The organism is Rhizobium sp. NPDC090275 (genome assembly GCF_044772225.1).
Classification (GTDB): domain Bacteria; phylum Pseudomonadota; class Alphaproteobacteria; order Rhizobiales; family Rhizobiaceae; genus Rhizobium.
The window spans coordinates 68,314-95,087 of sequence record NZ_JBIVYL010000011.1; the positions used below are offsets into that span (position 1 = coordinate 68,314).

General features: G+C 58.4%; 28 protein-coding genes and 1 pseudogene. 16 read left to right on the forward strand and 13 right to left on the reverse strand.

Annotation, left to right across the window (positions count from 1 at the left end):
* Positions 1-12: 12 nt before the first annotated feature.
* From ACIQUB_RS24570 to ACIQUB_RS24615, 10 genes are all read left to right on the forward strand, one after another.
* Complete coding sequence (locus ACIQUB_RS24570) at positions 13-870, forward strand: ABC transporter permease (protein WP_402933084.1); 858 nt, start codon at positions 13-15, stop codon at positions 868-870.
* 41 nt (positions 871-911) lie between these two features.
* A complete protein-coding gene (locus ACIQUB_RS24575) occupies positions 912-1,946 on the forward strand; it encodes an aliphatic sulfonate ABC transporter substrate-binding protein (RefSeq protein ID WP_402933086.1) in 1,035 nt (344 codons plus the stop codon).
* A 51-nt stretch (positions 1,947-1,997) separates the two neighbouring features.
* A complete protein-coding gene (locus ACIQUB_RS24580; protein ID WP_402933089.1) occupies positions 1,998-2,201 on the forward strand; it encodes a hypothetical protein in 204 nt (67 codons plus the stop codon).
* 232 nt (positions 2,202-2,433) lie between these two features.
* Positions 2,434-3,960 carry an FAD-binding protein gene (locus ACIQUB_RS24585; protein ID WP_402933092.1) on the forward strand — a complete coding sequence of 509 codons (1,527 nt, stop codon included), beginning with the start codon at positions 2,434-2,436 and terminating at the stop codon, positions 3,958-3,960.
* Positions 3,957-4,295: a ferredoxin family protein gene (locus ACIQUB_RS24590; RefSeq protein WP_289727441.1), complete on the forward strand. Its 339-nt coding sequence runs from the start codon at positions 3,957-3,959 to the stop codon at positions 4,293-4,295. Before ACIQUB_RS24585 ends, ACIQUB_RS24590 begins: the two co-directional genes overlap by 4 nt.
* Positions 4,296-4,307: 12 nt before the next feature.
* Positions 4,308-5,363 (forward strand): ABC transporter substrate-binding protein, encoded by a 1,056-nt coding sequence (locus tag ACIQUB_RS24595; protein WP_402933096.1) that lies wholly within the window; start codon positions 4,308-4,310, stop codon positions 5,361-5,363.
* Between the two features lie 11 nt (positions 5,364-5,374).
* On the forward strand, positions 5,375-6,208 hold the full coding sequence (locus tag ACIQUB_RS24600; RefSeq protein ID WP_402933099.1) for an ABC transporter permease: 834 nt from the start codon (positions 5,375-5,377) through the stop codon (positions 6,206-6,208).
* Positions 6,201-6,977, forward strand: coding sequence for an ABC transporter permease (locus ACIQUB_RS24605; RefSeq protein WP_402933102.1), 777 nt, complete (start codon positions 6,201-6,203; stop codon positions 6,975-6,977). The genes ACIQUB_RS24600 and ACIQUB_RS24605 overlap by 8 nt, the downstream gene beginning before the upstream one ends.
* Positions 6,974-7,711, forward strand: coding sequence for an ABC transporter ATP-binding protein (locus ACIQUB_RS24610; protein ID WP_402933105.1), 738 nt, complete (start codon positions 6,974-6,976; stop codon positions 7,709-7,711). The genes ACIQUB_RS24605 and ACIQUB_RS24610 overlap by 4 nt, the downstream gene beginning before the upstream one ends.
* 1,053 nt (positions 7,712-8,764) lie before the next feature.
* Positions 8,765-9,580, forward strand: a complete 816-nt coding sequence (locus ACIQUB_RS24615; protein WP_402933108.1) for a hypothetical protein — start codon at positions 8,765-8,767, stop codon at positions 9,578-9,580.
* A 168-nt stretch (positions 9,581-9,748) separates the two neighbouring features.
* Here ACIQUB_RS24615 and ACIQUB_RS24620 read toward each other — a convergent pair whose 3' ends face one another.
* Positions 9,749-10,912, reverse strand: coding sequence for a zinc-dependent alcohol dehydrogenase (locus ACIQUB_RS24620; protein WP_402933111.1), 1,164 nt, complete (start codon positions 10,910-10,912; stop codon positions 9,749-9,751).
* A gap of 35 nt (positions 10,913-10,947) precedes the next feature.
* Entirely contained in the window at positions 10,948-11,826 is an 879-nt protein-coding gene (locus tag ACIQUB_RS24625; protein ID WP_402933114.1) for an SDR family oxidoreductase, read from the reverse strand.
* Positions 11,827-12,910: 1,084 nt separating this feature from the next.
* Here ACIQUB_RS24625 and ACIQUB_RS24630 point away from each other — a divergent pair.
* Together ACIQUB_RS24630 and ACIQUB_RS24635 are read left to right on the forward strand one after the other, a co-directional pair.
* Positions 12,911-13,237 carry a hypothetical protein gene (locus ACIQUB_RS24630; RefSeq protein ID WP_402933117.1) on the forward strand — a complete coding sequence of 109 codons (327 nt, stop codon included), beginning with the start codon at positions 12,911-12,913 and terminating at the stop codon, positions 13,235-13,237.
* Positions 13,238-13,347: 110 nt separating this feature from the next.
* The gene (locus tag ACIQUB_RS24635) at positions 13,348-13,815 is read left to right on the forward strand and encodes a sigma-70 family RNA polymerase sigma factor (protein WP_402933119.1); all 468 of its coding nucleotides are present in this window, start codon (positions 13,348-13,350) and stop codon (positions 13,813-13,815) included.
* 359 nt (positions 13,816-14,174) lie between these two features.
* On the opposite strand, the gene ACIQUB_RS24640 is transcribed toward ACIQUB_RS24635, so the two are convergent.
* Entirely contained in the window at positions 14,175-14,381 is a 207-nt protein-coding gene (locus ACIQUB_RS24640; RefSeq protein WP_402933122.1) for a hypothetical protein, read from the reverse strand.
* A gap of 66 nt (positions 14,382-14,447) precedes the next feature.
* The gene (locus tag ACIQUB_RS24645; protein WP_402933124.1) at positions 14,448-15,380 is read right to left on the reverse strand and encodes a calcium:proton antiporter; all 933 of its coding nucleotides are present in this window, start codon (positions 15,378-15,380) and stop codon (positions 14,448-14,450) included.
* On the opposite strand from ACIQUB_RS24645, the gene ACIQUB_RS24650 reads away from it, so the two are divergent.
* The 4 genes from ACIQUB_RS24650 (at position 15,301) to ACIQUB_RS24665 (ending at position 17,944) form a co-directional block, all read left to right on the forward strand.
* Complete coding sequence (locus ACIQUB_RS24650) at positions 15,301-15,972, forward strand: copper chaperone PCu(A)C (RefSeq protein ID WP_402933127.1); 672 nt, start codon at positions 15,301-15,303, stop codon at positions 15,970-15,972. The genes ACIQUB_RS24645 and ACIQUB_RS24650 overlap by 80 nt on opposite strands.
* A 241-nt stretch (positions 15,973-16,213) precedes the next feature.
* The gene (locus tag ACIQUB_RS24655; RefSeq protein ID WP_402933130.1) at positions 16,214-16,816 is read left to right on the forward strand and encodes an SCO family protein; all 603 of its coding nucleotides are present in this window, start codon (positions 16,214-16,216) and stop codon (positions 16,814-16,816) included.
* A 469-nt stretch (positions 16,817-17,285) separates the two neighbouring features.
* On the forward strand, positions 17,286-17,540 hold the full coding sequence (locus tag ACIQUB_RS24660; RefSeq protein ID WP_112821908.1) for a type II toxin-antitoxin system prevent-host-death family antitoxin: 255 nt from the start codon (positions 17,286-17,288) through the stop codon (positions 17,538-17,540).
* Positions 17,537-17,944 carry a hypothetical protein gene (locus tag ACIQUB_RS24665; protein WP_402933134.1) on the forward strand — a complete coding sequence of 136 codons (408 nt, stop codon included), beginning with the start codon at positions 17,537-17,539 and terminating at the stop codon, positions 17,942-17,944. Before ACIQUB_RS24660 ends, ACIQUB_RS24665 begins: the two co-directional genes overlap by 4 nt.
* A gap of 9 nt (positions 17,945-17,953) precedes the next feature.
* On the opposite strand, the gene ACIQUB_RS24670 is transcribed toward ACIQUB_RS24665, so the two are convergent.
* The 9 genes and pseudogenes from ACIQUB_RS24670 to ACIQUB_RS24710 all read right to left on the reverse strand — a co-directional run bounded on the left by ACIQUB_RS24670 (position 17,954) and on the right by ACIQUB_RS24710 (position 26,770).
* Positions 17,954-18,361: a hypothetical protein gene (locus ACIQUB_RS24670; RefSeq protein ID WP_402933137.1), complete on the reverse strand. Its 408-nt coding sequence runs from the start codon at positions 18,359-18,361 to the stop codon at positions 17,954-17,956.
* A gap of 327 nt (positions 18,362-18,688) precedes the next feature.
* Positions 18,689-19,186 carry a TOBE domain-containing protein gene (locus ACIQUB_RS24675; RefSeq protein ID WP_402933140.1) on the reverse strand — a complete coding sequence of 166 codons (498 nt, stop codon included), beginning with the start codon at positions 19,184-19,186 and terminating at the stop codon, positions 18,689-18,691.
* Between the two features lie 205 nt (positions 19,187-19,391).
* Positions 19,392-19,870, reverse strand: a pseudogene (locus ACIQUB_RS24680) (IS630 family transposase).
* Positions 19,871-19,979: 109 nt separating this feature from the next.
* A complete protein-coding gene (locus ACIQUB_RS24685; RefSeq protein ID WP_402933143.1) occupies positions 19,980-20,339 on the reverse strand; it encodes an IS630 transposase-related protein in 360 nt (119 codons plus the stop codon).
* Positions 20,340-20,560: 221 nt separating this feature from the next.
* Entirely contained in the window at positions 20,561-21,847 is a 1,287-nt protein-coding gene (locus ACIQUB_RS24690) for an amidohydrolase family protein (protein ID WP_402933145.1), read from the reverse strand.
* Between the two features lie 25 nt (positions 21,848-21,872).
* Entirely contained in the window at positions 21,873-22,817 is a 945-nt protein-coding gene (locus ACIQUB_RS24695; protein WP_402933148.1) for an ABC transporter permease, read from the reverse strand.
* Complete coding sequence (locus ACIQUB_RS24700; protein ID WP_402933151.1) at positions 22,814-23,863, reverse strand: ABC transporter permease; 1,050 nt, start codon at positions 23,861-23,863, stop codon at positions 22,814-22,816. The genes ACIQUB_RS24695 and ACIQUB_RS24700 overlap by 4 nt, the downstream gene beginning before the upstream one ends.
* Entirely contained in the window at positions 23,853-25,370 is a 1,518-nt protein-coding gene (locus tag ACIQUB_RS24705; protein ID WP_402933154.1) for an ABC transporter ATP-binding protein, read from the reverse strand. Before ACIQUB_RS24705 ends, ACIQUB_RS24700 begins: the two co-directional genes overlap by 11 nt.
* Positions 25,367-26,770 (reverse strand): amidase, encoded by a 1,404-nt coding sequence (locus tag ACIQUB_RS24710; protein WP_402933157.1) that lies wholly within the window; start codon positions 26,768-26,770, stop codon positions 25,367-25,369. The genes ACIQUB_RS24705 and ACIQUB_RS24710 overlap by 4 nt, the downstream gene beginning before the upstream one ends.
* Positions 26,771-26,774: the final 4 nt, after the last annotated feature.

A 26,774-nucleotide genomic window follows, 5' to 3' on the forward strand; every position in this document is an offset into this window, starting at 1 on the left:
GGACGAACGCTTATGGCCTATGTAACAGACAAGACCGCGTTCGGTGCGCGCCTCACATCCGGCAGCAAGACGAAGCGAGCGCCGAAAGTCCGGCGGCGCCTGGAATTTGGCACGTTCATCTATGGGCTGCCGCTGATGGTGGCCTTCCTTGCCCTGTGGGAGATCGCGCCGCGCCTCGGCTGGCTGAACCGGATATTCTTTCCGCCGCTGAGCGAGGTCTGCGAGGCTTGGTATGCGATGCTGCTCGACGGAACGCTGACGGCCAACATCGGCATCAGTCTCCAGCGTGCAGCCATCGGTTTCGTTCTCGCAGTTATTGTCGCGGTGCCGCTCGGTTTCCTGATGGGCCGCTATACACTGTTCGAAAAGGTCTCAGACCTGCTGGTGCAGACGTTGCGCAACACCTCGCAGTTCGCTCTGCTGCCCGTCTTCATTCTGCTGCTCGGCATAGGCGAGGCATCGAAGATCGCGATCACCTTCTACTCGTCGATCTTCTTTCTGCTGATCAACACGATCTCGGGCGTCAAATCCGTCGACCCCCTGCTTCTGAAGGCGGCACGCTCCATGGGCACGTCGGATATAGACACGTTCCGCAAGGTGATTTTGCCGGCCAGCATCCCGTCGATCGTCTCCGGAATGCGGCTTGCCGTCAAATCCTCGATCTTTGCCGTGATCGGCGCTGAAATGCTGGCGGCGAAATCTGGCCTTGGGTTCCTGATCCAACAGTCGCAGCTGATGATGGAGACCGCCGATATGTATGCCGGGATCATCACGATGACTGCGATCGGCCTCCTGGTGAATTACCTGCTCGTCTGGTTCGAGCGCTGGGCTACCGCCTGGAAAGGCAGTTCCGACATATCTCACGCTTGAATTCGCACCCGCTTTCGACCTGGTTTCAATGGGGACACCAAATGACCGCTCTCAATTCATCCATACTGCGCCGTGCCGTGCTTGGCGGCCTTGCAGCACTCGCCTTCGGCAGCGTCACGCTGGCATCGCCGGCCTTCGCAGAAGACAAGCCGAGCGTTATCCGCATCGGTAGTACAGCACCCGGCCACCTGAAATTCATCCTTGAAAGGCACAACGGAACCCTCGCCAAGGAATTCGAGAAGGACGGCATAAAAGTCGAATTCATCGCCTTTACCAATGGCGGCTCCGAGGCGACGACGGCGCTCGCCACGGGCGCAGTCGAATTCATCTACACCGGCAACAACCCGGCATTACGCGTCGCGGCAGCCGGTGCTGACGTCAAGGCGATCGGCCTTTCTAGCTTCGTCAAAGAGAACGGTTCCGCCATCATCGTCAAATCGGATTCGCCGATCAAGACGCTGCAGGACCTGAAAGACAAGAGGGTAGCTTACTTAACGGGGACAGTGCGCCACTCGACTTTCGCCAAGGCCCTGAAGTCTGCTGGTCTCTCGCTCAACGACGTGGAATCGCTCAACCTTGCCTTCGATGCTTCGGGTCCGGCACTAGTGCGCGGTGACGTCGATGCGGTCGTGGAAAGCGGTGATGTCGCCGCCAAGCTCGTTGATACAGGCCAGGCTCGCGTTATCCTTGATGCCTCTTCGCATCCGGAATGGTCGGCCCCCTTCCTGATCTCGGCCAATGGCGAATTCGTTCGCAAGTATCCGGACCTCGTTAAGCGCCTGCTGAAGGTCGATATCGAGACCGCGCGCTGGGCTGATGCTCATCCCGAGGACACGATCAAGATTTTCGTTGATGAGACCAAATCGTCAGAGAAATCTGTCCGGAAAACCTACAAAGAAAATGTCTTCTACCAGGATCCTAAGATTACGCCCGAGGCACTCGCATCCTTGAAGAGCGAAGAGCAGTTCATGGCTGACGCCAAGCTTCTCAAAGGGTCGGTCGATTATGACAAGTGGATCGACACCAGCCTCCTGGATGCCGCCTACAAGGACGTAGATCAGAAGCAGTCCAATTAAAGGAAAGTGGGCGTACCCTACCGCTTGGGGTGCGCCCTAGAGGATGTCGCGATGCTCACAATCAAGCGCTGCCGAAAAATTATAGAAAGTCTGCGTGCCGTCGAGCGCTTGCGTGGGGAGCGTGCGTTCTGGGAACGCCAGGAAGCCGAACGCTACGAGAAGTTGGTCACCGTCTGTCTGCTGCTTGGGATGAGCGATACCGAAGAGATCGACGCAACGGCCATGACAGTGCTCGCTTATGGCTTAAATACCTAGCTGCCTAACACCGCCTCGAAACTTGCCGGCAATTCGACGTTGCCCCTTTGCTTGATCTGCGGCCCAATTTGCTGATGTCCCGCCTTCGCCAAACAAGGCCAGCTGGAATTGTTTTCCCGAAATTGCGGTAACGCTGGCAACCTCTACATCGATTAAGTCTACCTATTTTATAGTCTATTGCTGATTGCCAGGGACGATGAGAGAGACAGCTAGCCGAATTGATACAGACGTCTTGGTCGTTGGCGGCGGACCCGCGGGTTGCTGGGCGGCCTGGAACGCCGCAGCGAGTGGTGCCAGTGCCCTTTTAGTCGACAAGGGCTACGTCGGCACCAGTGGCGCGACGGCAGCGGGCAATACCACAACTATCTACACGCGGCGCGGTACTGCTGAACGCGCGGCCACCGTGGGTCAACGTGTCCGCTTGGGACAAGGTTTCACGGAGGCCGAACGCGTCGAGCGTGTTCTCGATCGGACGCTTGAGAATCTCGATCTCCTTGCAGAGTGGGGTTACGACTTCCCGACCTACGAGGATGGACGACCCTATCGCGGCATGCTCCGTGGCCCCGACTACCTCCGGTTCATGCGCCAGAAGTTGATCAAGGCGCGGGTGAAGGTCATTGATCACTGTCCCGTGGAGGAACTCCTTGTCTCGGACAGAGCCGTTGCAGGAGCAATCGCCCGGTTCCGACGGACTGGCGAGACTGTCGAAATTCGATCTGGTGCCGTCATCATCGCTACAGGTGGTTGCGCGTTTCTGAGCGGAGCGCTCGGCACCAACAACTTGACCGGCGATGGTTATCTGATCGCGGCCGAAGCTGGAGCAGTTCTTTCCGGGATGGAATTCTCGGCACAGTACGGTATTTCGCCAGCCTATTCGAGCGTGACCAAAGGCGTAGTGTATTTCTGGGGTACGTTTAGCGACGAACGGGGCAATGTCCTGACCTCGCCCGGTGATCGGCAAAGCGTGGTGGCGAGCGAACTCATCCGCGGCCCGGTCTACGCCATCCTCGACAAGGCATCACCACGCCTACAGGAAGGCTTCCGCCGAGGTCAGCCGAACATCTTCGTTCCCTTCGACCGCATGGGCATCGATCCATTTAAGGAGCGGTTCCCTATCACCCTCAGGCATGAGGGTACTGTCCGTGGCACGGGTGGTCTCAAGATAGACGAGCGGTCCACGACCACGGTGCCGGGACTTTTCGCGGCCGGCGACGCCGCTACCCGGCAGGGCATGTCGGGAGCGTCGACGGGCGGTGGTGGGCCGAATTCGAGCTGGGCCATGGCGACGGGCTCATGGGCTGGCGAGGACGCCGCACGCTACGTCCGGTCGCTCGGTGCGAACTGGAAAACGAGAGAGTTTCGTTCGGCCAACCAGCGTGAAGCATGCCCATCGTCGCACAATGCTGTCGATCTGGATTCCGTCATCACCCAGACCAAGCAGCAGATCCTGCCGCTGGACGGCGGCTACTTCAGGAGCCAGGAGAGCCTGTCAAAGGCGTCCGGCATACTGTCGGCTCTTTGGAACGATGGATCTTGGCGTTCAGGAGATCGGACCAAGGTTCGGGAGGCCGAGGCGCTGATCGCGACTTCGCGGTGGGCCACAGAGAGCGCGCTGCTGCGCAAGGAAAGCAGAGGTCTTCAACGCCGGACGGATTTTCCAGATGCCAATCCGCTGCTCGCACGATCGATCGATTCCGGTGGGACCGAAAAGATTTGGGCTTCTTTCCAACCTCAGCAGCAAATGAGTGAAGTATCATGATCGAGATCGTCAGCGAGGATCGCTGCGTAAAGTGCGACCTCTGTGTCGACGCCTGCCCGGACAACGTTTTCGATGCCGTTCCGGACGGCGTTCCGGTCATTGCCCGGCAATCCGACTGTCAGACGTGTTTCCTCTGCGAACTATTCTGCCCGACGGACGCCCTGTACGTGTCACCGCTTTCGGAATCTATCGAGGGCTCGACTGAAGCCGATCTGGTCGCAAGAGGCATCATGGGAAGCTTCCGTCGCGAGATGGGTTGGAAGAACGCAAAGCCGCGGGGGACCGCAGGCGACATGAGCTACCGGATCTTCGAGACCGGAACCATTACACCTTAACTGGAGAGACCAATGAGACGACTTCTATCGACAATCCTCTTGGCGGCGACCGTCGCTTTGGGCGCGGCGGCGGCTAAGGCTGAAGATGCCCCCGCGACCATTCGCTTCGGCGACGTCGGCTTCGGATTTGGAACGCCCTTTGGGGTCGGTCTGCAGGCCATCGCGGACGCCAAGGGGTTCATCGCGGACGAATTCAAGGGCACGCCCACCAAGGTCGAGTTCACCTACTTTACCGGGACCGGTCCCGCTATCAACGAGGCACTCTCGAACGGCCAGCTCGACTTCGCATCATATGGTGCTGTGCCTAACATCATCGGCAAGGCCAATGGGCTGGATACCGTAATCCTGGCCTCTTATGGTGGTACGACGATCTTCGGAGCAGCGCGTCCCGATCTCGACATCAAGTCGATCGCGGATCTCAAGGGCAAGAAGGTTGCCATCCAGAAGGCGACCATCATCCATTGGGGCCTCATCACCGCCCTGAAGAACGCCGGGCTGTCCGAAAAGGACATTACGATCGTCGATCTTAAGAATGCCGATCAGCTCGCTGCGATCGCGGCCAAGAGCGTCGACGCAGTGTTCGGCGCAGACTTCCTGCTGCCGCTTGAGGACAAGGGCGTCGCCAAGATTTTCTACAAGTCATCGGACGCCGGAGCTTCCGGCGATGGTTTCGGCGCGTTCCTCGTTACCGACAAGTTCCGAAAGGCGTATCCGGAAGCCACGCAGAAGGTTGTGACGGGCTTCGTCAAAGCGGCTCAATGGCTTGCAGACGACCAGAACCGCGACGAGGCATTCAAGATTTGGTCACGCGCCGGATCGCCGATCGAAGTGATAGCTAAGTCGAATGCCGGGAGCTCGCTTGGCCAGAAATACAATCCACGTCTCGACGACTTCTTCACGTCCCGGTATCAGAGCGGCATCGCCTTCGACCGCGAGCAAAAGCTGATCCGTCGAGATGTCGATCTCGATGCATGGGTTGACCGTACCTATGTCGACAATGCCGTGAAGTCGCTCAAGCTCGAAACGCTCTGGCCGGATCGCTCCGCCACAGGCGCCTTTCAGAACTGATCGGAACGTCAATGGCGACGATCGGTGCAGAAGAAGATATTCGCGTCGCTGGCAGCGTACCGGAATTGCGCCCCGCAAGGCTCAAATCGTTCTTCGTCAGCACCTTACTCGTTGTCATACTGCCAGCAGGGCTGCTCACACTCTGGTGGGCAGCCTCGACGCAGGGCTGGGTATCAGCGCAAGTCTTGCCTCAGCCGGACTGGGTTTTTCAGACCTTCCTCGATCTCGTCGCCAGCGGCGACATCCTCGCGGCAGCCGCAGTCAGCTTCCGCCGAATCGCCGAAGGCTTCCTGATTGGGGCATCCCTGGGGTTCCTTTTCGGTCTGCTAATCGGAAAGTCAAAAACAGCCGACGCCTATCTCGGGCCGACCTTGAGAGCGTTGGCTGCGGTGCCCTCGCTGGGTTGGCTGCCGATATTGATCCTTCTTCTCGGCATTGAGGAGAGCCTAAAGATCGTCATTCTTGCAAAGGCCTGTTTCGTTCCGATGGCAATCAGCACGGCTGCGGGCGCCAGAAATGTGCCCAAAGGCCTAACGGAAGTCGCAGAAGTGCTGCGCCTCCGGCAGACCACCCGGTTCTTCAAGCTGACTATCCCGGCGATGGCGCCCTTCATCGCGAGCGGTGTCCGGCTTTCGCTTAGCCAGGCTTTCGTCTCGCTGATCGTCGTGGAGATGCTCGCTGGAACTGACGGGCTCGGCTACATGATGGTCTGGGGAAGAACTCTGTTTCAGCTCGATATCGTCATTGTCGGCATGATCGTCGTTGGGGTGGTTGGCTTCGCGTTGGATCTCCTTCTGAAGCGCGCCGAAGTGCTCGTTCGTCGAGGGAGTGGTGCTCATGTCTGACCGTTCTGCACGGATCAACGGATTTCTTCGTGGCGCAGTGCTGCCACTGGCCGCGGCGCTGATCTGGTTCGCAGCTTCGGCGACCGGATTTCTCTCTGGCCCCATGGCGGTCACTCCCCTCGAAGTGTTCGTCACCCCCTTCGTCGATCCTTCCGGTCGAGAACTCTGGATGGCCCTGCTCGCGAGCGTCGCCCGTGTACTTTCGGGAGGAATCCTTGGTGGCCTGCTCGGTCTGGTTTTGGGTTATATTGCCGGAATGTACAGGATCGCGGCCCTAGGACTGGCGCCGACTGTCCACACAGTCAGACAGGTCGCCCTGTTCGCGTGGATACCGCTGCTCACGGCATGGTTTGGAAATGGCGAAAGCACAAAGTTGGTCTTCACCGCTCTGTCGACGTTCTTCCCTTTGTTTCTGGCCACTGAGCACGGTGTCAGGCAGGCTCACCTACCCCTCATCGAAGCGGCACAGACGCTGGGCCTGCGACCTTGGACCCGCGTTCGCAAGCTTTATCTTCCCGCTGCTCTTCCGAGCATATATGTCGGGCTCCAGATTGCAGTCCTTTCGGCATGGATCGGAACCATCGGTGCTGAATATGCGATCGGGAATGGCCGTGGCCTCGGCAGCTACATCGCGAGCGCTCGCGATCAGTTCAGGATGGACATCGTCATCGTTGGCGTATTTGCGCTCGCCGGTGGGGGTGTCGCGCTCTCTGCGGCCGTCCGGTTTGTCACCACGAGAATTTCACCTTGCAGTCAGGAAGCCCGATGAACGCCCTCGCACTTGAGCACGTGAGTAAAAGCTACACCCTGGAGGGTGCAGTACGACCGGTTCTGAAAGACATAAATTTGCAGGTCGAACACAACGAGATCGTCGCTATCGTCGGCGCATCCGGGTGCGGCAAGTCCACGCTTCTACGTCTCGTTGTGGGCCTCGATAGCGATTACCGCGGCAGTATATCGTGGGGCGGTCAGAACACGCCTTCCTTGTCCAAGGTTGGCATGGTGTTTCAAGACCATCGTCTTTACCCATGGCTGACTGTTGAAGGAAATGTGGCTTTGGCTTTCGACAACACCAGCCTTTCCACTGCGGACCGACGGGATAGGACGAGACACTATCTTCGGCTTGTTGGTTTGACTGATTACGCCAAAGCGTATCCGCGCCAATTATCTGGCGGCATGGCGCAGCGTGCAGCGATTGCCCGTGCATTGGCGCAGGAACCAGAGGTCCTTCTCATGGACGAGCCGTTTGGAGCGCTAGACTCGATCCTAAGGATGCGGCTTCAGGATGAACTCCTCTCGATCTGGGAAAGAAACAAGGTTTCCATCGTCATCGTTACACACGACGTCGAAGAAGCTCTGTATCTCGCGGAGCGCGTTCTTGTGATGGAGCCCAACCCCGGGCGCATCCGCGATGTCGTGGAAGTCGGGTTGCCCCGACCCAGGGACCGCGGCGATCCTGCTCTCGCTGCGCTCAAGCGGAGGTGTCTGGAAACTCTAATTTAAGGCAATGCCGCATGATCATGAGCGTATCTCTCAGAGACATCATGCTCACTCCCCTCGTCATCATAGGGGCGGTTTTCGATGGGAGGATAACCCCGGCTGGCGGAAGTGAACCCATAGGATGCTGATCCAGGGCGGCGAGTGTTCACCTCGGTCGCATAACGATGGGGAGCGTCGATTCGCGTCGCAAGCGCTCCAATGATGTAAGAAAACGCGCCGCCTGCTCTACAGCGGAGGCGAAGTTATCATCGTCAACAGCCGCAAAGGTCGAAGTGAGGCTCTCTGTCTCGCTAACAAGTTCAGCAAGGGGCAGTGAGCTTCCGGCGGCGTGATGCGAAGACGCTATTTCCAGAACGCTCGTGAGCTCGCATACCAATTTGTCGATAATTGCCCGCCGGTAAACTCTTTTAGGGGATATGGGAGTGCTGTCGGCAGCGAGTGGGTCGACGCTGTTTGAGTTTGTCATTTTTAAAGCAGCTTTCGGGGTCTGAAATGGCTAGCGCTCTGAAAATTGAGAGAACGCCCAGAAGCCCGAAACTATAACGCCCAAAAACATAATGAGGACGATGATCCTTTCGGCTCGGGCACTCATCATAGGTTCCTCGCAGTTCCGGTCATCTCGATCGACCAACATAGAGAACGCGCATGTCTCGCCCTTCTCCCAATACCAATGAGCGATAGGATTGGGGGCCGGAATTCTGAAAGTCGTCGATCAGCATGTTTCGATACTCGTGAGCCAATTCCCTGTCTCGGCTCCCGCCGAAGTAAAGCAGCGTCGGCAGTTTCCCATTCTTCTACCTCAAGCGGTTCTCGAGCTGTCGCTGGCACGGCCCAAAAGCGTGTGGATTGCCTTGAGGACCTCAGCTCGTGAGCCGAAAGAGTGTCCGTCCAGATCGTGCACATGGAACTTCACGGCAATAAAGCGCAGGCGGACCTCGTCTACTCGTCGTTTTCGCTGATGGACGCCTTGGGGACCAGGGAAAACTTCACGCACGTGACAGAGACCACGATTTTCCGCCCCGGCAAGCACGCAGCAAGGATGGCGGACAAACCTGGATGGTGGAGGAATTTCAAGGTCAAGTTCCGGGGGGTGCCAGTCTCTCCGCGGATGAGCACGTAAAAGCGGCTCTTCGGTCCGGACCAAGGCTTTACGACCGACACTTCGATGGTATCGCCTCGCCAATCGACTTCCTCGATCGGGAGTGCATTCTTCTGGCGGCTCGAACCGGGCTGGAGGCGGATGCGAGGAGCTGGTTCTATCTCAGCCGGAACCGGGGCACGAGTTGGGAAGGTCCCTTTGGCTTTCGCGGACTTGATATGGATGGCGTTGCAACCAGAACCGACATCGTTGCCATTTCCGCGCATCATGCATTGTTCATGATGACCTGTGCGAAGCCCGACGGTCAGGAGGGAAGAACGCTGTGCGTCGAGAGCCTGGACGGCGGACAGTCTTTCCACCCGAAATGCTGGCTTCCTTTCGATGACGACAGCTATAGCATAATGCCATCGAGCGTTTTCCCGGAGGACGGCTCCATCCTCACGGTCATCAGGAGAGGTCGGGGAACTGACGAGAGCGGATGGCTCGAAGCATTCAAGTCGGAAGATCTAGGGAAGTCATGGCGCCTGATAAGCCGTCCGGTCGAAAATACAGGTATCGGCGGTAATCCAGGAAGCCTATCACTGCTGCCGGACGGGCGATTGGCAATCGTCTACGGCTCGCGCAACCGCCCATATGCCATTCGTATGAAAATCAGCAGCGATGGGGGGCAATCCTGGTCCGACGAGGAGGTTGTCGGTCAACCCGCGCCGCTGTCAGACTTTGTGCGGAGCCTAGGTGAAAGAGCCACGTTCCCCGCATTGGGAGATTTGTAAGGCGTTTTTCATCACTGTTGGGGGCGACGACAAGATTGCCAACGACGACATTGAGAGGATCGAGCTTCCCTCGATCAGCTTCGAGATGAACGCCCCTGGCAAACTATTTGGAGTAATTTTCACCGAAATCGTCGGGGCCCTACGCTAAGTCGGAGAGCCCCGAGGTTGTTATCCGTTTGGCCGAATGACCACCTTCACGCAACCATCCTTCTTGTCGCGGAAGGTCTCGTAAGCTTCCGGCCCTTCCTCCAGTCCAATTCGATGTGTGATCAGGAACGAAGGGTCTATCTTACCCTCGACGATCAGGTCCATCAGCGGCTGTAAATACCTCTGGACATGCGTCTGACCCGTCTTCAGCGTCAAGGCTTTGCCGACGAAAGCACCCAACGGTGCCGGGACCGCTGATCCGACAAACACGCCAGGCAGCGAAACGACGCCGCCCGGGCGGCACGCTAGGATCGCCTGCCGGAGGGCATAAGGCCGCTCCGTGCTGGTGAGCTTAGTCTGCATCATCTCCATCACTCCACCGGCTCCGTGGCTCTCCATGCCGACCGCCTCAATGACGGCATCTGGCCCCTGCCCTCCGGTCATTTCGAGGATCCGTTTCTGCAAATCGTCGTCGGTGTAGTCGAGCGTTTCAGCGCCCGATTGCCGTGCCAGCGCAAGTCGCTCAGGTATGGTGTCGATCGCGACCACACGCTCTGCACCGAGAAGGAAGGCGGATTTGATTGCAAAGAGACCGACGGGTCCGCAGCCAAACACGGCAATCGTCTGCCCCTGCTTGATGTCGCAGTTTTCCGCGGCCATGTACCCTGTCGGAAATATGTCGGAAAGGAAAAGCACTTGTTCATCGCTGAGGCCGTTGGGTACTTTGATGGGGCCAACGTCTGCGTAAGGGACGCGCAAGTACTGCGCCTGCCCGCCAGGGAAGCGCCCGTAGAGTTCCGAATAGCCAAACAGGCCAGCTGTTGGATACCCGATCTGTTCGGCTTCTTTCGCACCGTTCGGGTTGGATCGTTCACAGAGCGAATACTGACCCCATCTGCACTGCCTGCATTCGCCGCAGGAAATGGTGAACGGCACCACCACCCGGTCTCCGACTTTGAGCTTCGAGTTGCCGCGGCCGACCTCGACGACCTCGCCCATGGTCTCATGCCCCATCACGTCGCCAGCATGCATTCCGGGCACGAAGCCGCCGTAGAGATGCAGGTCGGAGCCGCAGATGGCGCAGCTCGTAACCCGGATGATGGCGTCGCGGTCTTCCTGGATTATTGGGTCATCGACTTCCTCGCATCGAATGTCACCACGACCATGCCAAGTTAATGCCTTCATCATCTGTCTCCTTTGTTTTGATTTTCTCGTACATCTCAGGGCTGCCCGCCGCCGCCGGCCGAACCATAGACCTGACCAGTCGCATAGCTTGCGAGAGGGTCTGCGAGCTGAACATAGATGGAAGCGAGCTCGGCCGGCTGGCCGGGGCGACCCATTGGCGAGTTACCGCCAAACTGCTCAAGTTTTTCCATGGTCGCGCCACCGCTCACCTGGAGTGGCGTCCAGATCGGACCAGGCGCTACACCGTTGACACGTATGCCCTTGGGAGCAAGTTGCTTGGCCATCGACTTCGTGAAGTTCATCGCCGCCGCTTTGGTTATCGCATAATCGACCAAGTTCTCCGACGGATCGTAGGCCTGCTCGGAGGTAGTCTGAATAATGGCCGACCCAGGCTTGAGATGTTTCAGAGCAGCCTTCGTCAGCCAGAACATCGCGTAGATGTTCGTCTTCATCGTCGCATCGAAAGCTTGCGTGGTGATGTCTGAAAGCGACTGAGCCTGCTGTTGGCGTCCGGCATTGTTGACAAGGATGTCCAGGCCACCGAGATGCCTTACCGCATCTTCGATCAGCTTTTCGCAGAATTCCTCGTCGCGTAGATCACCAGGTAAGGCGACACCCTTTCGCCCTTCTTTCTCGATCAACGCAATCACCTCTCTCGCATCTGGCTCTTCGTCGGGCAGATAATTGATCGCAACATCCGCGCCTTCGCGGGCGTATGCGATCGCAGCCGCGCGCCCCATCCCGGAATCGCCACCTGTGATAAGCGCTTTACGGCCTTTCAGTCGGCCTCCACCCTTATAGGAGGTCTCGCCGTGATCTGGCCTGGGGTTCATTTTTCCAGCTAGCCCTGGAAATGGCTGCGTTTGCCGTTCGAACGGCGGTTTCGGATATTTCTTGGTAGGATCTTCGATCATGTCTGTTCCTTCTGCTGGGCATCAAGACGGGAAGAGAAAGCGCGGCGGGGGTAAGCACGGCGAGTTTGGTTACGAGCGCGGAGCGACTGTTTTTGGAGACCTGATGCAATGTTCCTGGAAATCTCCTGTGAGAAGTTAGACGGACGAGGGTGGTTATGTGGATCAGTCGGGTCATTCCGACCCCAGTCCAACTTGGACATCGCCGCCGAGTTCCCGGAAGGCTGCTCCGATATTTCGCAGACCGCGGACCAGGTTAGATCCCTGCAATCAGCCGGTTTCCACGACGAAACCCTCGCGAATTTCGCGAGGGTTTCACCCGATTGAAGGAAAATCGGGCAGACATCCGGGTAGCAAGGGACGCCTGACCACCGAACAAACAGCCCTTGCCTGAGTTCCTGTGGCTCGGTTGTTTGTTACCAAACACCCCGGGAAACCGAGATTGTCGAAGGTTCGGGACCACAACGCACTGCCGTCGAAGTCGTTGGACGAAGCCGTCGCGGGGGGACCCTGAAACAACGCTATCATCCACTGCTTCAATGGAGCATTCAGTCTGGAACAGGCCGGTATTGTCTGCACTGTCTCGCAGACGAATTAACGTACGTCTACCTCTGACTGGGGTCATCAATCCCTTGACCCGGCGCCGAGCGGAGATCGCTCCATTCAGCTATATTCCTTGGGTCGTCTCACAGCTTTTCTCAACGTTGAGGATTTCCGGAAACTTTTGGCAATCCTTCAGGTTAGGCGAGAGCTTCCACTTAAGGCTCTCGGTCGATCCGGGCAGTCAACCTCGCATTCTCTGGCAAGGAGCAGCAGATGAGATATTTGATATTGGCAGTTGTAATGCTGGCGATTGCCGCGATCGCTGTCGGAACACGCCACTCTTCACAGCAGGCAGATGAGAGTAAAGGCCAGCCCTCGCCACACGCCCTGGATCAAAGTCAGTAGGGGAACGGCTTTAAACACGACCTGCGATCGCTAGGTTCAGCAATGCCTAGCCAGTTGGCAGTACACCTTTAAAGCAAAGCGATCGCGACCAATGATCACGAGATCCGTCCCGCTTCTTCAAGGATAACGCATCCTAATCGTGGAGAACGGTTTTTTTGTTTCCAGCGACGTGAGCACAGTGCTGACGCGCGTGGGTGCCGTTATACTTGGTCCAGCTCCGTCAGTCGTATCCGGGATCGAAATGGCCAAGCGATCCTCTCCGGATGGCGCCATCATCGACATTCGCATTGACGGCGATCTGGTTTATCCGATGGTCGAGTTCCTTAGTGAGCGTCGCATTCCCTTTGTCTTTGCGGTAGCGGACTTAGGTATCCCTGTGGACACGGTCTACGGCGGCTACGTTTTGTCAAACAATCTTGCGGAGTTGCAGGAAATCGCCAAAGGCTTGTTCGGTCAAAATACGTGAGATTCATGGCCAGATAGCAGTCAGCGTCATTGGTCGGAACCGTACGGTTTCCCCTGTCTTCGGAACAAAGCTCCGCGACATTTCTTCCTCCCTTGGGCAGAGGAGATGACATGGCCTATGAACAATCAAATCGCGGGTCGATTGAGGAGCAAATCGTCGAATGTGTCCCAGCACTAACGGCTTTCGCTCGTTCCTTCCAACGTCAGCAAGCAGATGTAGAAGATCTCGTTCAAGAAACGTTGGTGCGCGCACTTTCGAACGCCGACCGTTTTGAGAGGGGAACAAACCTGAAGTCATGGCTCTTTACAATCATGCGAAATGCGTTTTGCTCGCGCTACCAGCGCCTGAAGCGCGAAGTGACGGGGATTGACGACGAGGTTGTTCGACAGGCTTGCCACGGACCGCCTCAGGAGTGGCACGTCGTCGGCCACGAACTTGAGCGGGCTTGCGGCGCCTTGCCCGAGCCGTACAAATCGGCATTTGAGTTCGTCTTCATTCTCGGAAGGTCTTATGACGAGGCCGCCCTTCACTTCCACTGCCCGGCCGGAACTGTGAAGAGCCGTGTCAATCGAGCATGAATGCGGCTCTCACATGATATGGACCAGCGCACAGCATTGTCTTAACCGGGGTTTCGCACCGGTGCGTACAAGTTCGATGATCACCCCGCACCCTTCGTCACCGACGCATCTTACCATTGGAAATCACGATCCGGCTTTCCCGCCCCCGCTGTAGAAACAGCTAGCTTGGCGACATCCTTCGATGCCTCTCATTGTCCGAGGCGATGCGCACATAGGTTGTACTCCTGAAGATTCAGGGCATGGGCAAGAGTTTATGTGAAGCGGCCCCATTTCGCATTGAATGACGGGACGCAAGGCTCGCTCGATAAGGCCCACGTCTTCGCTCACTCAGACCAATTTGATGGGCAGGCTTGAGAGCCCTAACGGACCTCGCCTTCGTTTTCTTCCGTAGGATCGTAATTTAGGTCCCAGTCTTTCACCGGCTTCTTTCCGGGCGGCGTTCTATGCTCGGTCGCATCCTCCGAACCGGTGACAACCGTTGGCTTAGCGCTGTGCACACCCGTCGACTTTCGGTCCGCAACGGACTTTGCAAACTGGCCCTTGGCGTCTTCCATTACCTGTGACATGTCATTCACCCTTTATTTGAGCTCATTGAAATCCTCGTGACTTTCGGGTCGCCTTTCGTCTCTGCGTTATCGTCTTTCGTAGAGCCGCCGACTTGTTTTCCTGCAGGCGTGACGAGCGTGTAGATTGACGGGGGCGACGAAGAGCGCAATCTGCGAGGCGCTGCCAAGGGCGATGGCCACGACGATGAAGCCGACAAAGGCGGGCGTCATGCCCATCTTCTCGGCCGCCGCCTGGACAGAGCCGACGAAGACTTCGCTGATCAGCGCCACGAAGATCGTCACCACGACGAGGATGATGATGCTGGTCGAAAGCCCCCAGCCGCCATGGTGCTCCTCGGCCTCGCCGACGCTGGCAAAGAGCTCGCGGTGGGTCTTCAGCGAAAACAGCATGCCCATGGCATAGACGGCGATCAGGATCACGGCGAGGCCGAGGCTGAGCGTCTGCACCATCTCCGGCCCCTGGTCGGCGCGGCTGACAAGCGAGGGCACGAACAGGGCGACGGTTGCCAGAAAGAGCAGCGACGCCTGGAAGCGGGCGCTGACGCGATTGAACTCCTGCAGGTGATGCTTGAGGCCGCCGAGCAGGAAGGAGCCACCGAGCATGAAGAGCGTGTTGGTGACGATGGCGCCGGCGATCGAGGCCTTGACCAGCAGATATTGCCCGGCCTGCAGGGCGGCGAGCGAAATGACGAGTTCGGTGAGGTTGCCGAGCGTGGCATTCAACAGGCCGCCGACGGCGTCACCGGTGCGGGCGGAGACGGCTTCGGTCGCGCGGCTGAGCAAGGCCGCGAGCGGGATGATCGCCAGCACGGAGAGGATGAAGAGCAGCGTGTGTGACTCGGGTGCTGCCATATCGGTGAGGATCACGACGGGTACGAAGACGAGGAGTGCCAGGAGCGGCGCGGCGCGAAGCGACACAATGGCAAAATACGCAGTTTTACTCGCAGGACTTTTTCTGAGCACTTCGACCCTGGCACACGAGGCCAGTATCGGCTCCATCAGCATCGAAAGGCCTGCCGTTCGTGCCATGGTGCCAGGCGCCAAGGTTGGTGGTGGCTACCTCACCATCAGGAATAATGGAACGCAGGCCGACAAACTGGTCTCAGCAAGCGCCGATCGAGCCCGATCAGTCCAGATGCACGAAATGAGCACCAGCAACGGCATCATGGTCATGCGGGAGATGAAAGGCGGCATCGACGTGCCTGTCGGGCAGACAGTTGATCTGCAACCCGGCGGGAGCCATCTGACGTTCATGGATGTCCAGCAACCCTTCAAGCAAGGAGAAGAGATCAAGGCCACATTGACGTTCGAACGAGCCGGTAGTGTCGACGTCATATTCGATGTCGGTCCGATCGCTGGGCCGCTCTACGTTGGACGCGACGGAAGCGACCACACGTCGATGGAGATGCCGGGCATGGACATGGACGCGAAAGCGGCCCCGGATGACCCTTCTCAATCGATTCGCGCGACCCTGAAGATCATGTTTGATCGACCGGAAAAGCCGCTCGTTGTTGAACCGGTCGTTGTCCAGGGTGATTTGGCGATTGCCGGATGGCAGCAAGATGGCAGGGTGGTCGGGCTCTTCTTATGAAAACCGCGCACGGCTGGTGACTGCATCTTTGCAGTGGCGATGGGATCAAGGATGCTGCGTCACTGGAGAAGATTGGCCTGTCGACTGGCGACGCGTCGGCCCTGTCGTCGTCGCTACGCGCAGCCGAGGCAAAGCTCGATCCCAACGTCGTTTCACTCTTTGCCAGTTTCGAAGGCACCGTGATGATGGGAGAGGAGACGAGCAGCGACAAAAGCCATAGTGGACATGAGGGGCATGCACAATGAAAGCGCGAACGCTTGCAATCACCGCGTTGTCAGCCGGCGGCGCGCTCTTCCTCGCCCTGATCGGCGTGATGACATGGGTTCATGCCGACGAACCGCGAACTGGTCGCTTCGATGCCAGCTTCTCCCTCATCGACGATCGCGGAAACGCTGTCGACCAATCGATCTTCCACGGCCGCCTCGCGCTGGTTTATTTCGGATACACGAATTGCCCGGAGGTTTGCCCGACAACGAAGTATGAGGTGGTCGATTGGATGAATGCTCTTGGAGATCAGGGAAAGTCCCTGAACGCCTTGTTCTTCTCCATCGATCCGGAGCGCGACACGCAGGAGGTGATGCATAACTACGTCACCGCCTTCAGTTCGCGCATTCGTGGAATTACCGGAAGCCCAGAAGAGATGAAGAAGGTGGTCGATGGCTGGTTTATCCATGCCGCAAAGGAGGCCAGCGAGGACGGTGACTATCACATGAGCCACACGGTTTCATTGCTACTGATTGGTGCAGACGGCCGCCTGAAGGGATTGATCCCCTATGGTGCCGACCGGGAAGATGCGATTTCAAAGATCCGTCATCTGCTGCTCAGCGAACCTAAAGGCGCTTGAGATAACCGTCGTTCAACGAGTGGAGAGCTTTCACGTGTCGCAAATACTTCTCACTGCTTCCGTTGGACGTTTCCTTGCTGGGGCGACTGTCCAACTAGGCTCTCGCCGTTGCGCATTTGCACAGCCGTCGATAATGTCGACTGTGCGCCGGTTTCAATAAAAGTCCATCAAGTGCCGCACCATTCGCACCTTGATGGCTTTTCCCTACCCGTTTTAGGTGCGTTATGTTGACGTCTCCGTGCCTCGTGACATGGGCGTCAGTAATCACCAGTGCGTCAGCAAGGCCTTTGAGTGTCGGTGGGACCAAGCTGCGTAAAATCAAGGCATTATGAGGCAGGTGCCACAAACTTATTGTAGTTCGATAGCGCCTGCCCCATTAAACTGGGCAGCTTGGGAACCACCGTATAATGTTCCTCATTGACAAAATACGCAAAATACGTAATTTACAGTTCAATGAAGGAGATGGTTCATGGGTGCAGCGCTTCAAATCCCCGCATCGGATTTCTCTCGTCGGTTTGGACAAGTTCGCGAAGCGGTACATAAGGCCGGGGTGATTGAAGTCACGTCGCATAACCGGGTCGTGGGTGCCTACATCAGCGTAGACGAGCTTGAACATTTCAATCGTCTCAAGCGACGTGAGGTGCAGGTGCTTCATGCAAGCGAGATCGATGACGAGCTCCTCACTGAGATTGAGAACGCAGAGTATGGCGTGATCTCTAAGTGAAGCTGCCAGACCCTACTCCAGGTCTCGTAATCCGGTTCGATTACACTTGGTACAAAGACCATTTCAAGAAAGAACGCCCGTGTGCCATCGTCCTGGCCTCAAGTCAGACAGGTATGGTCACGGTTGTTCCAATTACGCATTCGTATCCAGATATTGGAGAAGAAGGCCACTCGTTGCAGGTGCCCGAAGAGGTCTGCAAAGCACTGGGTTTGGATGAGGACATCAATTACGTTCGACTGAACGAGGTCAACAGGTTTGCGTGGCCTTCAGACCTTATAAAGCCATTGCCAAATGATCCCTCCCGCTGTGATTACGGAAACGTTCCCAAAGATTTCTTCTTAGAAATGAGACGGCGACTTGCAGAAGCCGTCCGAGCAGGACGGCTCAACGCTTCCAAGGTCTGAACAATCCGGCTAATTGGTCGTGAGTTTCTCTGGCCCGCCTGTGGAGCAAGGCTGCTGCTCGCAGGCTCGACGGCGTCTGCTACCGAACTTCGCTTTTTCGGCGTTCGGCTGGACACCAAGGACGAAGTCGATAACTTTCGATGAAGACATCTCGCACGGCTTCAACAAAGGAAGCATCTGGCTGGTTTGATAGAGATTGAAGGAGACGACGTCGTTTCCTGCAAGTTCTTCTGCGAACAGCCAGATGCGACGCTCATTGTCGGATCGGCGTATAGTTATGCCCCAGCTCCCGCCGTTAAACTCGCCCTTGAAGAACCCGGTCGGAAGTCGCGCGAGAGCTCGCTGGAAATCCGAGATTTCTGTCTCGGGATCCGTCAGGCGAAAGACACTCTTCGCAGATGCCGCAACAATCCTCATCCAGCACCGCAGGCCGCCCGCAGCAGTCGCATACGGACGTCTGCAACCCCGCGAGGATCCTCGGTTGAGGCGGCAAAATGTCGATCATGTCTTCGTCCTAATGGCTACTAGATAGGTGTTCGTCCATGCCGGGCTCCAAAATCTGGACTCCAGATAGTGAAGACTTTTCCGATAGCAAGATGGGTGCCTTGAAGGCGACGTGTTGGACGTCGTTTCTCTATGAGAGCCTTGCTGTCACCTTCCCCTGGAGGGGCATCCCAGCCGTTTCCTCATTGTCAGGACACGATGGATGATATCTCCTCCACAATCGCAGGTCGCTGCGCGCGCTCAACCAATTTGCGGATCGATCAAGCGGGTGGCCCCAAATATGCCCGCAGGCGTCGCGACACGCCGACCTGCACTGTCGAAACAGTGGATGGCGTCCGGTTCGGCCTGAAGCATCACCCGGCTACCTATAGACATTGTTGATCTGCCTGCCACTCGAAAGACAATCTCCACGCCACCAGCCGTCGTGGCATGAATATAGCTTTCTGCACCGACAAGTTCGATGGCATCGATGTCGACAGCAAGACTGAAGGTTGAACCTTCCCGCGTGTGACCGATTTTCAAGTCCTCAGGGCGAATTCCGATGGTTGCCACTCCGATGGGAAGTGACAGGCCGGGAGCGTCGGTGCCCAACGCGTCGGCGCTGACAAGGTTCATGGCCGGCGAACCAATGAAGGCTGCCACGAAAGTCGTGGCCGGCCGCTCGTAAAGCTCGATCGGCGTGCCGACCTGCTCGATCTGTCCACCATTCAGCACGACAAGGCGATCTGCAAGGGTCATGGCCTCCAAGGCACAGCAGTCTGTTTATGATGAAGTTGCGCACACTGGATCGACAGCCGGTATGCAAGATCGCATGCAGACACGTGCTGCCCTGTATGACCTTATCGATCTTGCGAGCTACGAAGAACTCGATTCAAGCATCGTTGCCAGTCGTCTTTCCATCTAGACCTATTTCATAGATCTTGGAGCACACTACTAGAGCGTTTCATCTTTTGACGGAACCATATCCGGCATTTTCGAGATAGTTCTGGCATTCGGCGAGCTGGATGGTTTCGACCAGCCTGCCGATATGGCGCCATGTGTCGTCGATGGTGCGCTTTTGTGCATTTCTCATCCAATGTTTGATCTTGGAGAAGGCCTGTTCGATCGGATTGAGGTCCGGCGAATAGGGCGGCAGGAACCAGAGCCGCGCACCGGCGGCTTTGATCAACTGACGGATGGCTATCGACTTGTGGCTGCCGAGATTGTCCATGACGACGATGTCGCCTGGCTTGAGCACCGGCACCAGCTGCTGTTCGACATAGGCGCGGAAGCACTGGCCGTTCATCGGTCGTCGAAGACACAGGGTGCTGTCAGCCGATCGTTTCTCAAGGCGCCCAGGAATGTCAGCGTGCGCCAGTGGCCATGCGGTGCAAATGCCCGCAGTCGCTTGCCTTTTGGACCCCAGCCCCTGATCGGCGACATGTTGGTCTTGATCCAGGTCTCGTCAATGAAGACCAGCCGTTCGGGATCGAGATGATTTTGCAGGGCCTTCCACCGCTGTCTTCTGCGAGCGACGTCGGCACGCGCCTGCTCAAGGGCGAACAGCGTTTTTTTTGAAGCGTAGCCCTTCGCTGCGAAGGAATTGCCAGATCGTATTTTGCGAGACGGAAATACCCCGCTCGGACAACTCCGCCTTCAGGCCGTGCAACGTCAGGTGCGGGTTCTCGGCGAGCCGTTGCACAATGATATCGCGATGTGGTTCGAGTATCCGCTTGCGGTAGCTGCCCATCTTGGCGGGATGAACCGATCCCGTCGCACGGTGGCGCTGCGACCATTTCACGACGGAAGAGGCGGCAACTTCAAACCGTGTCGCCACTGAACGAACGCTTTCGCCACTCAGTACGGCGGCAACAACACGCTCGCGAAGATCATTCGATATCGGTGCGGTCATCGGATGCTGGCCTCCATCCAGCCAGCATCAATGAATCAGAACAAAACCGATTTGGGAATCGCATTCGATTCAGAAAAACACGGAACCGCTCTAAGGTTTGATAAAGGTGGGAATGGCGCCCCAGGAAGGCGCCGACTGTTTTGAAACGAGACAGGTTCCGGCTTGCAACGCGATGACGACAGAGTCCTGTTCAGTTCATTGCGCCCAGCTCTAGGGTTTGACTACCGCCGCGTCGGATTGAGGCCGGCGTCGACCACGCCCGGCCGGCCGTCAAGCTTCAGATGCGAGACTTTCGGCTCTGTGCGGGCAATGACCCGGCCGCGCCGGATGACGGCGAGGCGGGTCGGCTTCAGCCGCAGTGCTTCAATCACGTCTTCCGCCTGCAGCATGACAAGGTCGGCATTGCAGCCGACCGACAAGCCGTAATTCTCCAGCCCCATCGTTTTTGCCGAATTGACCGTCAGCGCGTCAAAAATCTTCTTCTTGTCCTCGACGCCCGACATCTGCGCAACATGGATTGCCATGTGCCCGACTTCTAGCATGTCGCCGGAACCCATCGAGTACCAAGGGTCCATCACGCAGTCATGGCCGAAGGAAACGTTGAGGCCTGCTGCCATCAGTTCGCGCACCCGCGTCATGCCGCGGCGCCTGGGATAGCTGTCGTGGCGTCCCTGCAACATGATGTTGATCAGCGGGTTTGGAATGACGTTGATCTCGGCTTCCGCCATCAGCGGGATAAGCTTCGAGACGTAATAATTGTCCATCGAATGCATCGATGTCAGGTGCGAGCCGGCAACGCGCCTCTGCAGTCCGAACCGCACGGTCTGCGCCGACAGGGTCTCGATATGCCGCGACAGCGGATCGTCGGTCTCGTCGCAATGCATGTCGACCGGCAGGCCGCGATCGGCAGCGATGCGGCAGAGTGCTTCAACGGAGGCAGCGCCGTCCTGCATGGTGTGCTCGAAATGCGGAATGCCGCCGACGATATCGACGCCCATGTCGAGCGCCCGCTCTAACGACCTCACGCCATCGGCCGCGCGATAATAACCGTCCTGTGGGAAAGCCACGAGTTGCAGGTCGATATAGGGCGCCACGCGCTCCTTCACTTCCAGCATCGCTTCCGCCGTCACCAATCGCGGATCGGACGTGTCGACATGGGTGCGGATATGCAGAAGGCCCTGAGAGACGGCGAGATCGCAATAGGCGAGCGCCCGCTCGACCAGCGCTTCCTTGGTCAAGAGCGGCCGAAGCTCGCCCCAGAGCGTGATGCCTTCCAGCAGCGTGCCCGAGGTGTTCATCCGCGGCAGGCCGAGCGACAGCGTGGCGTCCATGTGGAAATGCGGATCGACGAAGGAGGTGCTAACAAGCCGGTTCGTCGCATCGACCGTTTCGCGCGCTTCACCAGCAATGTCGGCCTCGATCGAAGCGATTTTCCCGCCCGAAACGGCTATATCGACGCCCTCGCGGCCGTCCGGCAGGTTGGCATTTTTGATGATGAGATCGAACATTTAAAGACTCCTCAGAATTAAATCGTCAGCGCTCGCCGCGGCGATAAGGCTGCATCAGCGCCTGCGGCACACGGGCGCGCCGTGCCATGACGGCAAGCGCTGCTATCGACAGCAGATAGGGGATCATCAGGAAGATCTGGTAGGGCACGACGCCGCTCAAAACCGTCTGCAGGCGAAGTTGGAAGGCATCGAACAGCGCAAACAGGATCGCGCCGAGCAGCGCCCGCTCCGGCTTCCACGAGGCGAAGACGACAAGCGCAATACAGATCCAGCCACGCCCCTGAACCATCGTGGGGAAGAAACTATTGAATGCCGAGAGCGTCAGAAAGGCACCGCCGACGCCCATCAGCGCGCTGCCGAAAATCACCGCGCCATAACGGATCGCCATCGGGTTCAGCCCCTGCGCTTCCGCCGCGTGCGGGTTTTCGCCCGTCATGCGGATAGCAAGCCCCACCGGCGTGCGGGCAATCAGATAGGCAAGCGCAATCGCCAGCCCGATCGCCAGATAGGTCGGCGCGGTCTGGTTGAAAAATGCCGGACCGAAGAAAGGCAGATCGGAAAGAGTAGGAATGTCGAGCGGCTGGAACGGCGTAATCGTCGGCGGCGTACCTGCCACCGGCACCATCAGCCGGAACACGTAATAGGCAAAGCTCGAGGCGAACAGCGTCACACCGAGACCCGAGACATGCTGCGACAGGCCGAGCGTGACCGTCAGCACCGAATGCAACAGCCCGAACATCGCCCCGCCGAGTGCCGCCACGAGCAACCCAACCCACAGATCAGCGCCATTATAAACGGCCAACCAGCCAGACATCGCCCCAAAAGTCATGATCCCCTCGATGCCGAGGTTCAGCACACCCGCGCGTTCGGAAATCAGCGCACCGAGCGTCGCAAGGATCAGCGGTGTCGCGATCCGCAGCACGGCGGCCCAGAGGCCGGCAGAGGCGAGGATGTCCAAAAGCGCGCTCATCGGCGTATCCTGTATTGCGTGAAGAACACTGCGACCAGCATGGAAAGCAGCGACAGCGCCACCGTCACGTCGGCAATATAGGTTGGAATGCCCATGCTGCGGCTCATCCCGTCCGCCCCCACAAACATCGTGGCGGTAAACAGCGCCGCTAGCACGACGCCGAGCGGATTGAGATTGGCGAGCATGGCGACGACGATGCCGGAATAACCGTAACCGGGCGAAAGATCGGTCGTCACATAACTTTTGACGCCCAGAACCTCGATTGTGCCTGCAAGACCGGCGAGACCACCGGAGATCATCGCGACGATCATCAGCGTCCGCCCCAGCGGCACACCGGCGAAAACGGCACCGGAAGGATTCAAGCCCGCAGCGCGCGACTGCACGCCGAACACCGTGCGTGTCTGAACGAAATAGATCAGGAAGGCGATCACCACGGCAATGCCGAGGCCGATATGCAGCCGTGAACGGGCAAGCAGTTTCGGCAGGCGGGCGGCGGCATCCACCGCCTCCGACTGAGGCCAGCCGAAGGCGGCCGGGTCCTTCAGCACACCGTCGATCAGCATCGAGACGAACAGAAGTGCCACGAAATTGAGAAGCAGTGTCGTCACGACTTCATCGACGGAAAAGCGCAGCCGCAGCCACAACGGCAAAAGCAGCAGAACCATGCCGGCAAATGCTCCGACGATGAAGAGAAGCGGGATCTGCAAAAGCGATGGCAAGCCCGCAAACAGATGCGCGCTCGCGGCAGCGGCAGCAATTGCGCCGAGATAGAACTGCCCCTCCCCGCCGATATTCCAGAGCCGCGCCCTAAAGGCGACGGCTGCGGCAAGTCCGGTCAGGATCAGCGGCGAAGCGCGTGTCAGCGTCTCGGTGGCGGAAAGCCGCGAGCCGAAGGCACTGGTCAGGATCTTCCAATAGGCCTCGAAAACCGGCGCACCGGCAGCGGCGATCAGCACGCCGGCAATGGCAAGCGCCGCAATCACGGCGAGGATAGGGGTTGCGATGACCAGCAATGTCGAGCGTTGTTCGCGCCTCTCAAACCGCATCGGACGCACCTCCCCATTCCCCGGCCATCATCAACCCGAGCTTTCGCGCATCGACATCCTCGGCATCGACGGAGGGCGACAGCCGTCCGCCGACGATTGCCTGGATACGGTCTGCCAGCGCCATCACTTCGTCGAGATCCTCGGAAATCAGAAGCACCGCGGTGCCTGCCTTGCGCGCGTCAAGAATACGTTCATGCACGGCCGCCACGGCACCCTCGTCCAGTCCACGCGCCGGCTGCGCCGCAAGCAGGATTTTCGGGTGCTCGATCAGGTTACGGCCCAGGATCAGCTTCTGCATGTTGCCGCCGGATAAGAGCCGGGTACGGCTGGTAGGCGTCCCACCACGCACGTCAAAACCCTCGATGATCCTTCTTGCAAAGGCGATCCCCGTTTTGCGATCGACCAGCCCGGCCTTCGAAAATTCCGGCAGCCGTTCCAGCACCGCATTTTCCCAGATCGACATCTCGCCGATCGCGCCGTCGCGGTTGCGATCCTCGGGAATGCGCCCGATACCGTAAGACACGGCGTCCGCCACCGTCAGGTCGCCGACACCCTTGCCGAACAGAACCAGATCGCCGGCGCTGCGGCCGATCGTGCCGCTCAGAAGCTGGGCCAGCACCGCCTGCCCGTTGCCGGAAACCCCGATAATGCCGAGCACTTCACCAGCCCTCAGCCGGAAATTGACGGATTTCAGCCGCTCTACGCCGCCAGAGCGCACGGTGATACCAGCGGCTTCCAGCACAATCTCTCCCGGAGTCGAAGCCTCGCGTACCGGCCGCGTCACCTTGCGGCCTACCATCAGTTCGGCAAGTTCGACCTTGCTGGTCTCGTCCACCTTGCGCTCGGCGACTTGTCTGCCGCCGCGCAGCACGACGATCCGATCGGCCGTCGCCATCACCTCGTCCAGTTTGTGGGAGATGAAGATCAGCGACAGGCCTTGCCGTGCCATATCCTTCAGGGTCGAAAACAGCGTCTCGGCTTCCAGCTTGGTCAGAACCGCCGTCGGCTCGTCGAGCACCAGAATGCGCGCATCGTTATAAAGCGCCTTCAAAATTTCGACGCGCTGCTGCTCGCCGACCGAAAGATCGCCGAGCCGCGCATCCGGATCGACCTTCAGGCCGAAACGCTGCGAAATATCGAAAAGCTTTTTCCGGCCGGCAGAGACATTGGAGCCGAGGGACCAGAGGCTTTCCGTCCCAGTCATGACGTTTTCGAGCACGGTCAGGTTTGGCGCCAGCGAAAAATGCTGGTGCACCATGCCGACACCGGCGCGGATCGCGGCGCGCGGTTTGCCCGGCGGCAGCGTCTGCCCCATCACCGAAACGGACCCCGTGTCCGGCACATAATGGCCGAAGAGAATGCTCATCAGCGTCGTCTTCCCGGCACCGTTTTCGCCGAGCAGCGCAACGATCTCGCCCTTTGCGAGCGACAGCGAAATATCGTCATTGGCAAGATTATCGCCAAAACGCTTGCTGACATTTCTGATGTCGAGAACGGTATCCGTCATCGGTCGAGGCCTGTGATTGGGAAAGGGTGCGACCAGCGTTGTTCGCCCTCAAGCCTTGCGGCAAGGGCCAGAAGCAGCGCCTCCTGCCCCATAGGAGCTATCATCTGCACAGGCAAAGGCAGACCGGCCTTGTCCACCCCGAAAGGCAGGGTGATCGCCGGGAAACCAGATATGTTGGCAATTGCCGCGAGCGGGGCAAAGGATCCCATACGGGCAAAATGCAGGTCGGTATCGCGGTTATCGCTCGGGAAAGACCCGATCGGCCTTGGCGCACAGGCGAGCATCGGCGTCAGCAAGCAGTCAAAACGGTCGAACAGCGAATGCAGATCGCGGCTGACATACACCATCTCTTGCACCAGATCCCAGATCGCAACGCCGCTAATCCGGCCGCCCTCTTCGGTAACGGCCTGCGTCATCGGCTCCCACAGGGATGCATCGATACCAGGCAGCTTCGCAAGACTTGCGAGATTGATCGCAATCACATCGCGAAATGCCCTCCCCGATGCTTCAATGACCGCGCGAATATCGCTCCATGCCAGCGAAACGATCTCGTGCCCCTTGTCCTCCAAGACACGGGCAGCATCCGCAACGGCCTCGGCTCGAACCGGATCGATCGCAAAATCCGATCCAAGCTCCGTCAGCAGCCCGATCTTAAGCTTCCCGGCCTTGGCCACGGCCTGCTCGACCGGCGGATAGGGCCCACGCGCTGAGCCGGAGAGCACCGAAAATGCCCGCTCAACATCGCGAACCGAGCGGCAGACGGCAAGTTCGCTGGCAATGCCGCCTAGATGGTTGGTAAACAACGGCCCCGCCGCCATCGCCCCGCGTCCGGGTTTCAGCCCGACCAGACCACAGCAGGCCGCCGGAACACGGATCGACCCACCGGCATCGGTCGCATGCGCAATCGAAACAATGCCGGCCGCAACAGCCGCAGCGGCTCCGCCGGAAGATCCGCCGGATGTCAGCGACGGATCAAGTGGGTTGCGCGATATCGGACCAATCAGGGGCTCGCTTGCCAGCGACAGGCCGAACTCCGGCGTCGTGGTGATCCCGAGCAGACAGAACCCGGCATTGCGATAACGGGCCGCGAGATCGGAATCCGCCTCGCCGCCCTGCCTCGGTAGAGACCTCGATCCGGCACTGACCGGAAATCCCCTGAACGGCCCGCCAAGATCCTTGGCAAGCGTCGGCACACCGCCAAACGGCCTGAATTCGCGTTGCTCGATAGGCAGTGCATCAAACGCATTAGCCGATGCCAGCCCCTGTTGTGCATCGAGATAACATATGGCGCCAAGCGCCTCGTGTTTTTCCGCTGCGGCAAGCGATCTTTCCATCGCCTGCCGCGCCGTCAGTTGTCCGCGGCCGATCGCTTCGGCAAGTGCTGTCGCGTCGGCCTGCATCGAT

Coding starts and splice junctions, on each gene's coding strand:
- ACIQUB_RS24655 (WP_402933130.1), top strand. CDS start 16,214: ATGAAAGCGCGAACGCTTGCAATCACCGCGTTGTCAGCCGGCGGCGCG.
- ACIQUB_RS24615 (WP_402933108.1), top strand. CDS start 8,765: ATGGTGGAGGAATTTCAAGGTCAAGTTCCGGGGGGTGCCAGTCTCTCC.
- ACIQUB_RS24580 (WP_402933089.1), top strand. CDS start 1,998: ATGCTCACAATCAAGCGCTGCCGAAAAATTATAGAAAGTCTGCGTGCC.
- ACIQUB_RS24625 (WP_402933114.1), bottom strand. CDS start 11,826: ATGATCGAAGATCCTACCAAGAAATATCCGAAACCGCCGTTCGAACGG.
- ACIQUB_RS24705 (WP_402933154.1), bottom strand. CDS start 25,370: ATGACGGATACCGTTCTCGACATCAGAAATGTCAGCAAGCGTTTTGGC.
- ACIQUB_RS24710 (WP_402933157.1), bottom strand. CDS start 26,770: ATGCAGGCCGACGCGACAGCACTTGCCGAAGCGATCGGCCGCGGACAA.
- ACIQUB_RS24575 (WP_402933086.1), top strand. CDS start 912: ATGACCGCTCTCAATTCATCCATACTGCGCCGTGCCGTGCTTGGCGGC.
- ACIQUB_RS24620 (WP_402933111.1), bottom strand. CDS start 10,912: ATGAAGGCATTAACTTGGCATGGTCGTGGTGACATTCGATGCGAGGAA.
- ACIQUB_RS24595 (WP_402933096.1), top strand. CDS start 4,308: ATGAGACGACTTCTATCGACAATCCTCTTGGCGGCGACCGTCGCTTTG.
- ACIQUB_RS24640 (WP_402933122.1), bottom strand. CDS start 14,381: ATGTCACAGGTAATGGAAGACGCCAAGGGCCAGTTTGCAAAGTCCGTT.
- ACIQUB_RS24660 (WP_112821908.1), top strand. CDS start 17,286: ATGGGTGCAGCGCTTCAAATCCCCGCATCGGATTTCTCTCGTCGGTTT.
- ACIQUB_RS24675 (WP_402933140.1), bottom strand. CDS start 19,186: ATGACCCTTGCAGATCGCCTTGTCGTGCTGAATGGTGGACAGATCGAG.
- ACIQUB_RS24695 (WP_402933148.1), bottom strand. CDS start 22,817: ATGAGCGCGCTTTTGGACATCCTCGCCTCTGCCGGCCTCTGGGCCGCC.
- ACIQUB_RS24610 (WP_402933105.1), top strand. CDS start 6,974: ATGAACGCCCTCGCACTTGAGCACGTGAGTAAAAGCTACACCCTGGAG.
- ACIQUB_RS24605 (WP_402933102.1), top strand. CDS start 6,201: ATGTCTGACCGTTCTGCACGGATCAACGGATTTCTTCGTGGCGCAGTG.
- ACIQUB_RS24670 (WP_402933137.1), bottom strand. CDS start 18,361: ATGAGGATTGTTGCGGCATCTGCGAAGAGTGTCTTTCGCCTGACGGAT.
- ACIQUB_RS24600 (WP_402933099.1), top strand. CDS start 5,375: ATGGCGACGATCGGTGCAGAAGAAGATATTCGCGTCGCTGGCAGCGTA.
- ACIQUB_RS24650 (WP_402933127.1), top strand. CDS start 15,301: ATGGCAAAATACGCAGTTTTACTCGCAGGACTTTTTCTGAGCACTTCG.
- ACIQUB_RS24645 (WP_402933124.1), bottom strand. CDS start 15,380: ATGGAGCCGATACTGGCCTCGTGTGCCAGGGTCGAAGTGCTCAGAAAA.
- ACIQUB_RS24685 (WP_402933143.1), bottom strand. CDS start 20,339: ATGACCGCACCGATATCGAATGATCTTCGCGAGCGTGTTGTTGCCGCC.
- ACIQUB_RS24635 (WP_402933119.1), top strand. CDS start 13,348: ATGGCCTATGAACAATCAAATCGCGGGTCGATTGAGGAGCAAATCGTC.
- ACIQUB_RS24700 (WP_402933151.1), bottom strand. CDS start 23,863: ATGCGGTTTGAGAGGCGCGAACAACGCTCGACATTGCTGGTCATCGCA.
- ACIQUB_RS24590 (WP_289727441.1), top strand. CDS start 3,957: ATGATCGAGATCGTCAGCGAGGATCGCTGCGTAAAGTGCGACCTCTGT.
- ACIQUB_RS24570 (WP_402933084.1), top strand. CDS start 13: ATGGCCTATGTAACAGACAAGACCGCGTTCGGTGCGCGCCTCACATCC.
- ACIQUB_RS24690 (WP_402933145.1), bottom strand. CDS start 21,847: ATGTTCGATCTCATCATCAAAAATGCCAACCTGCCGGACGGCCGCGAG.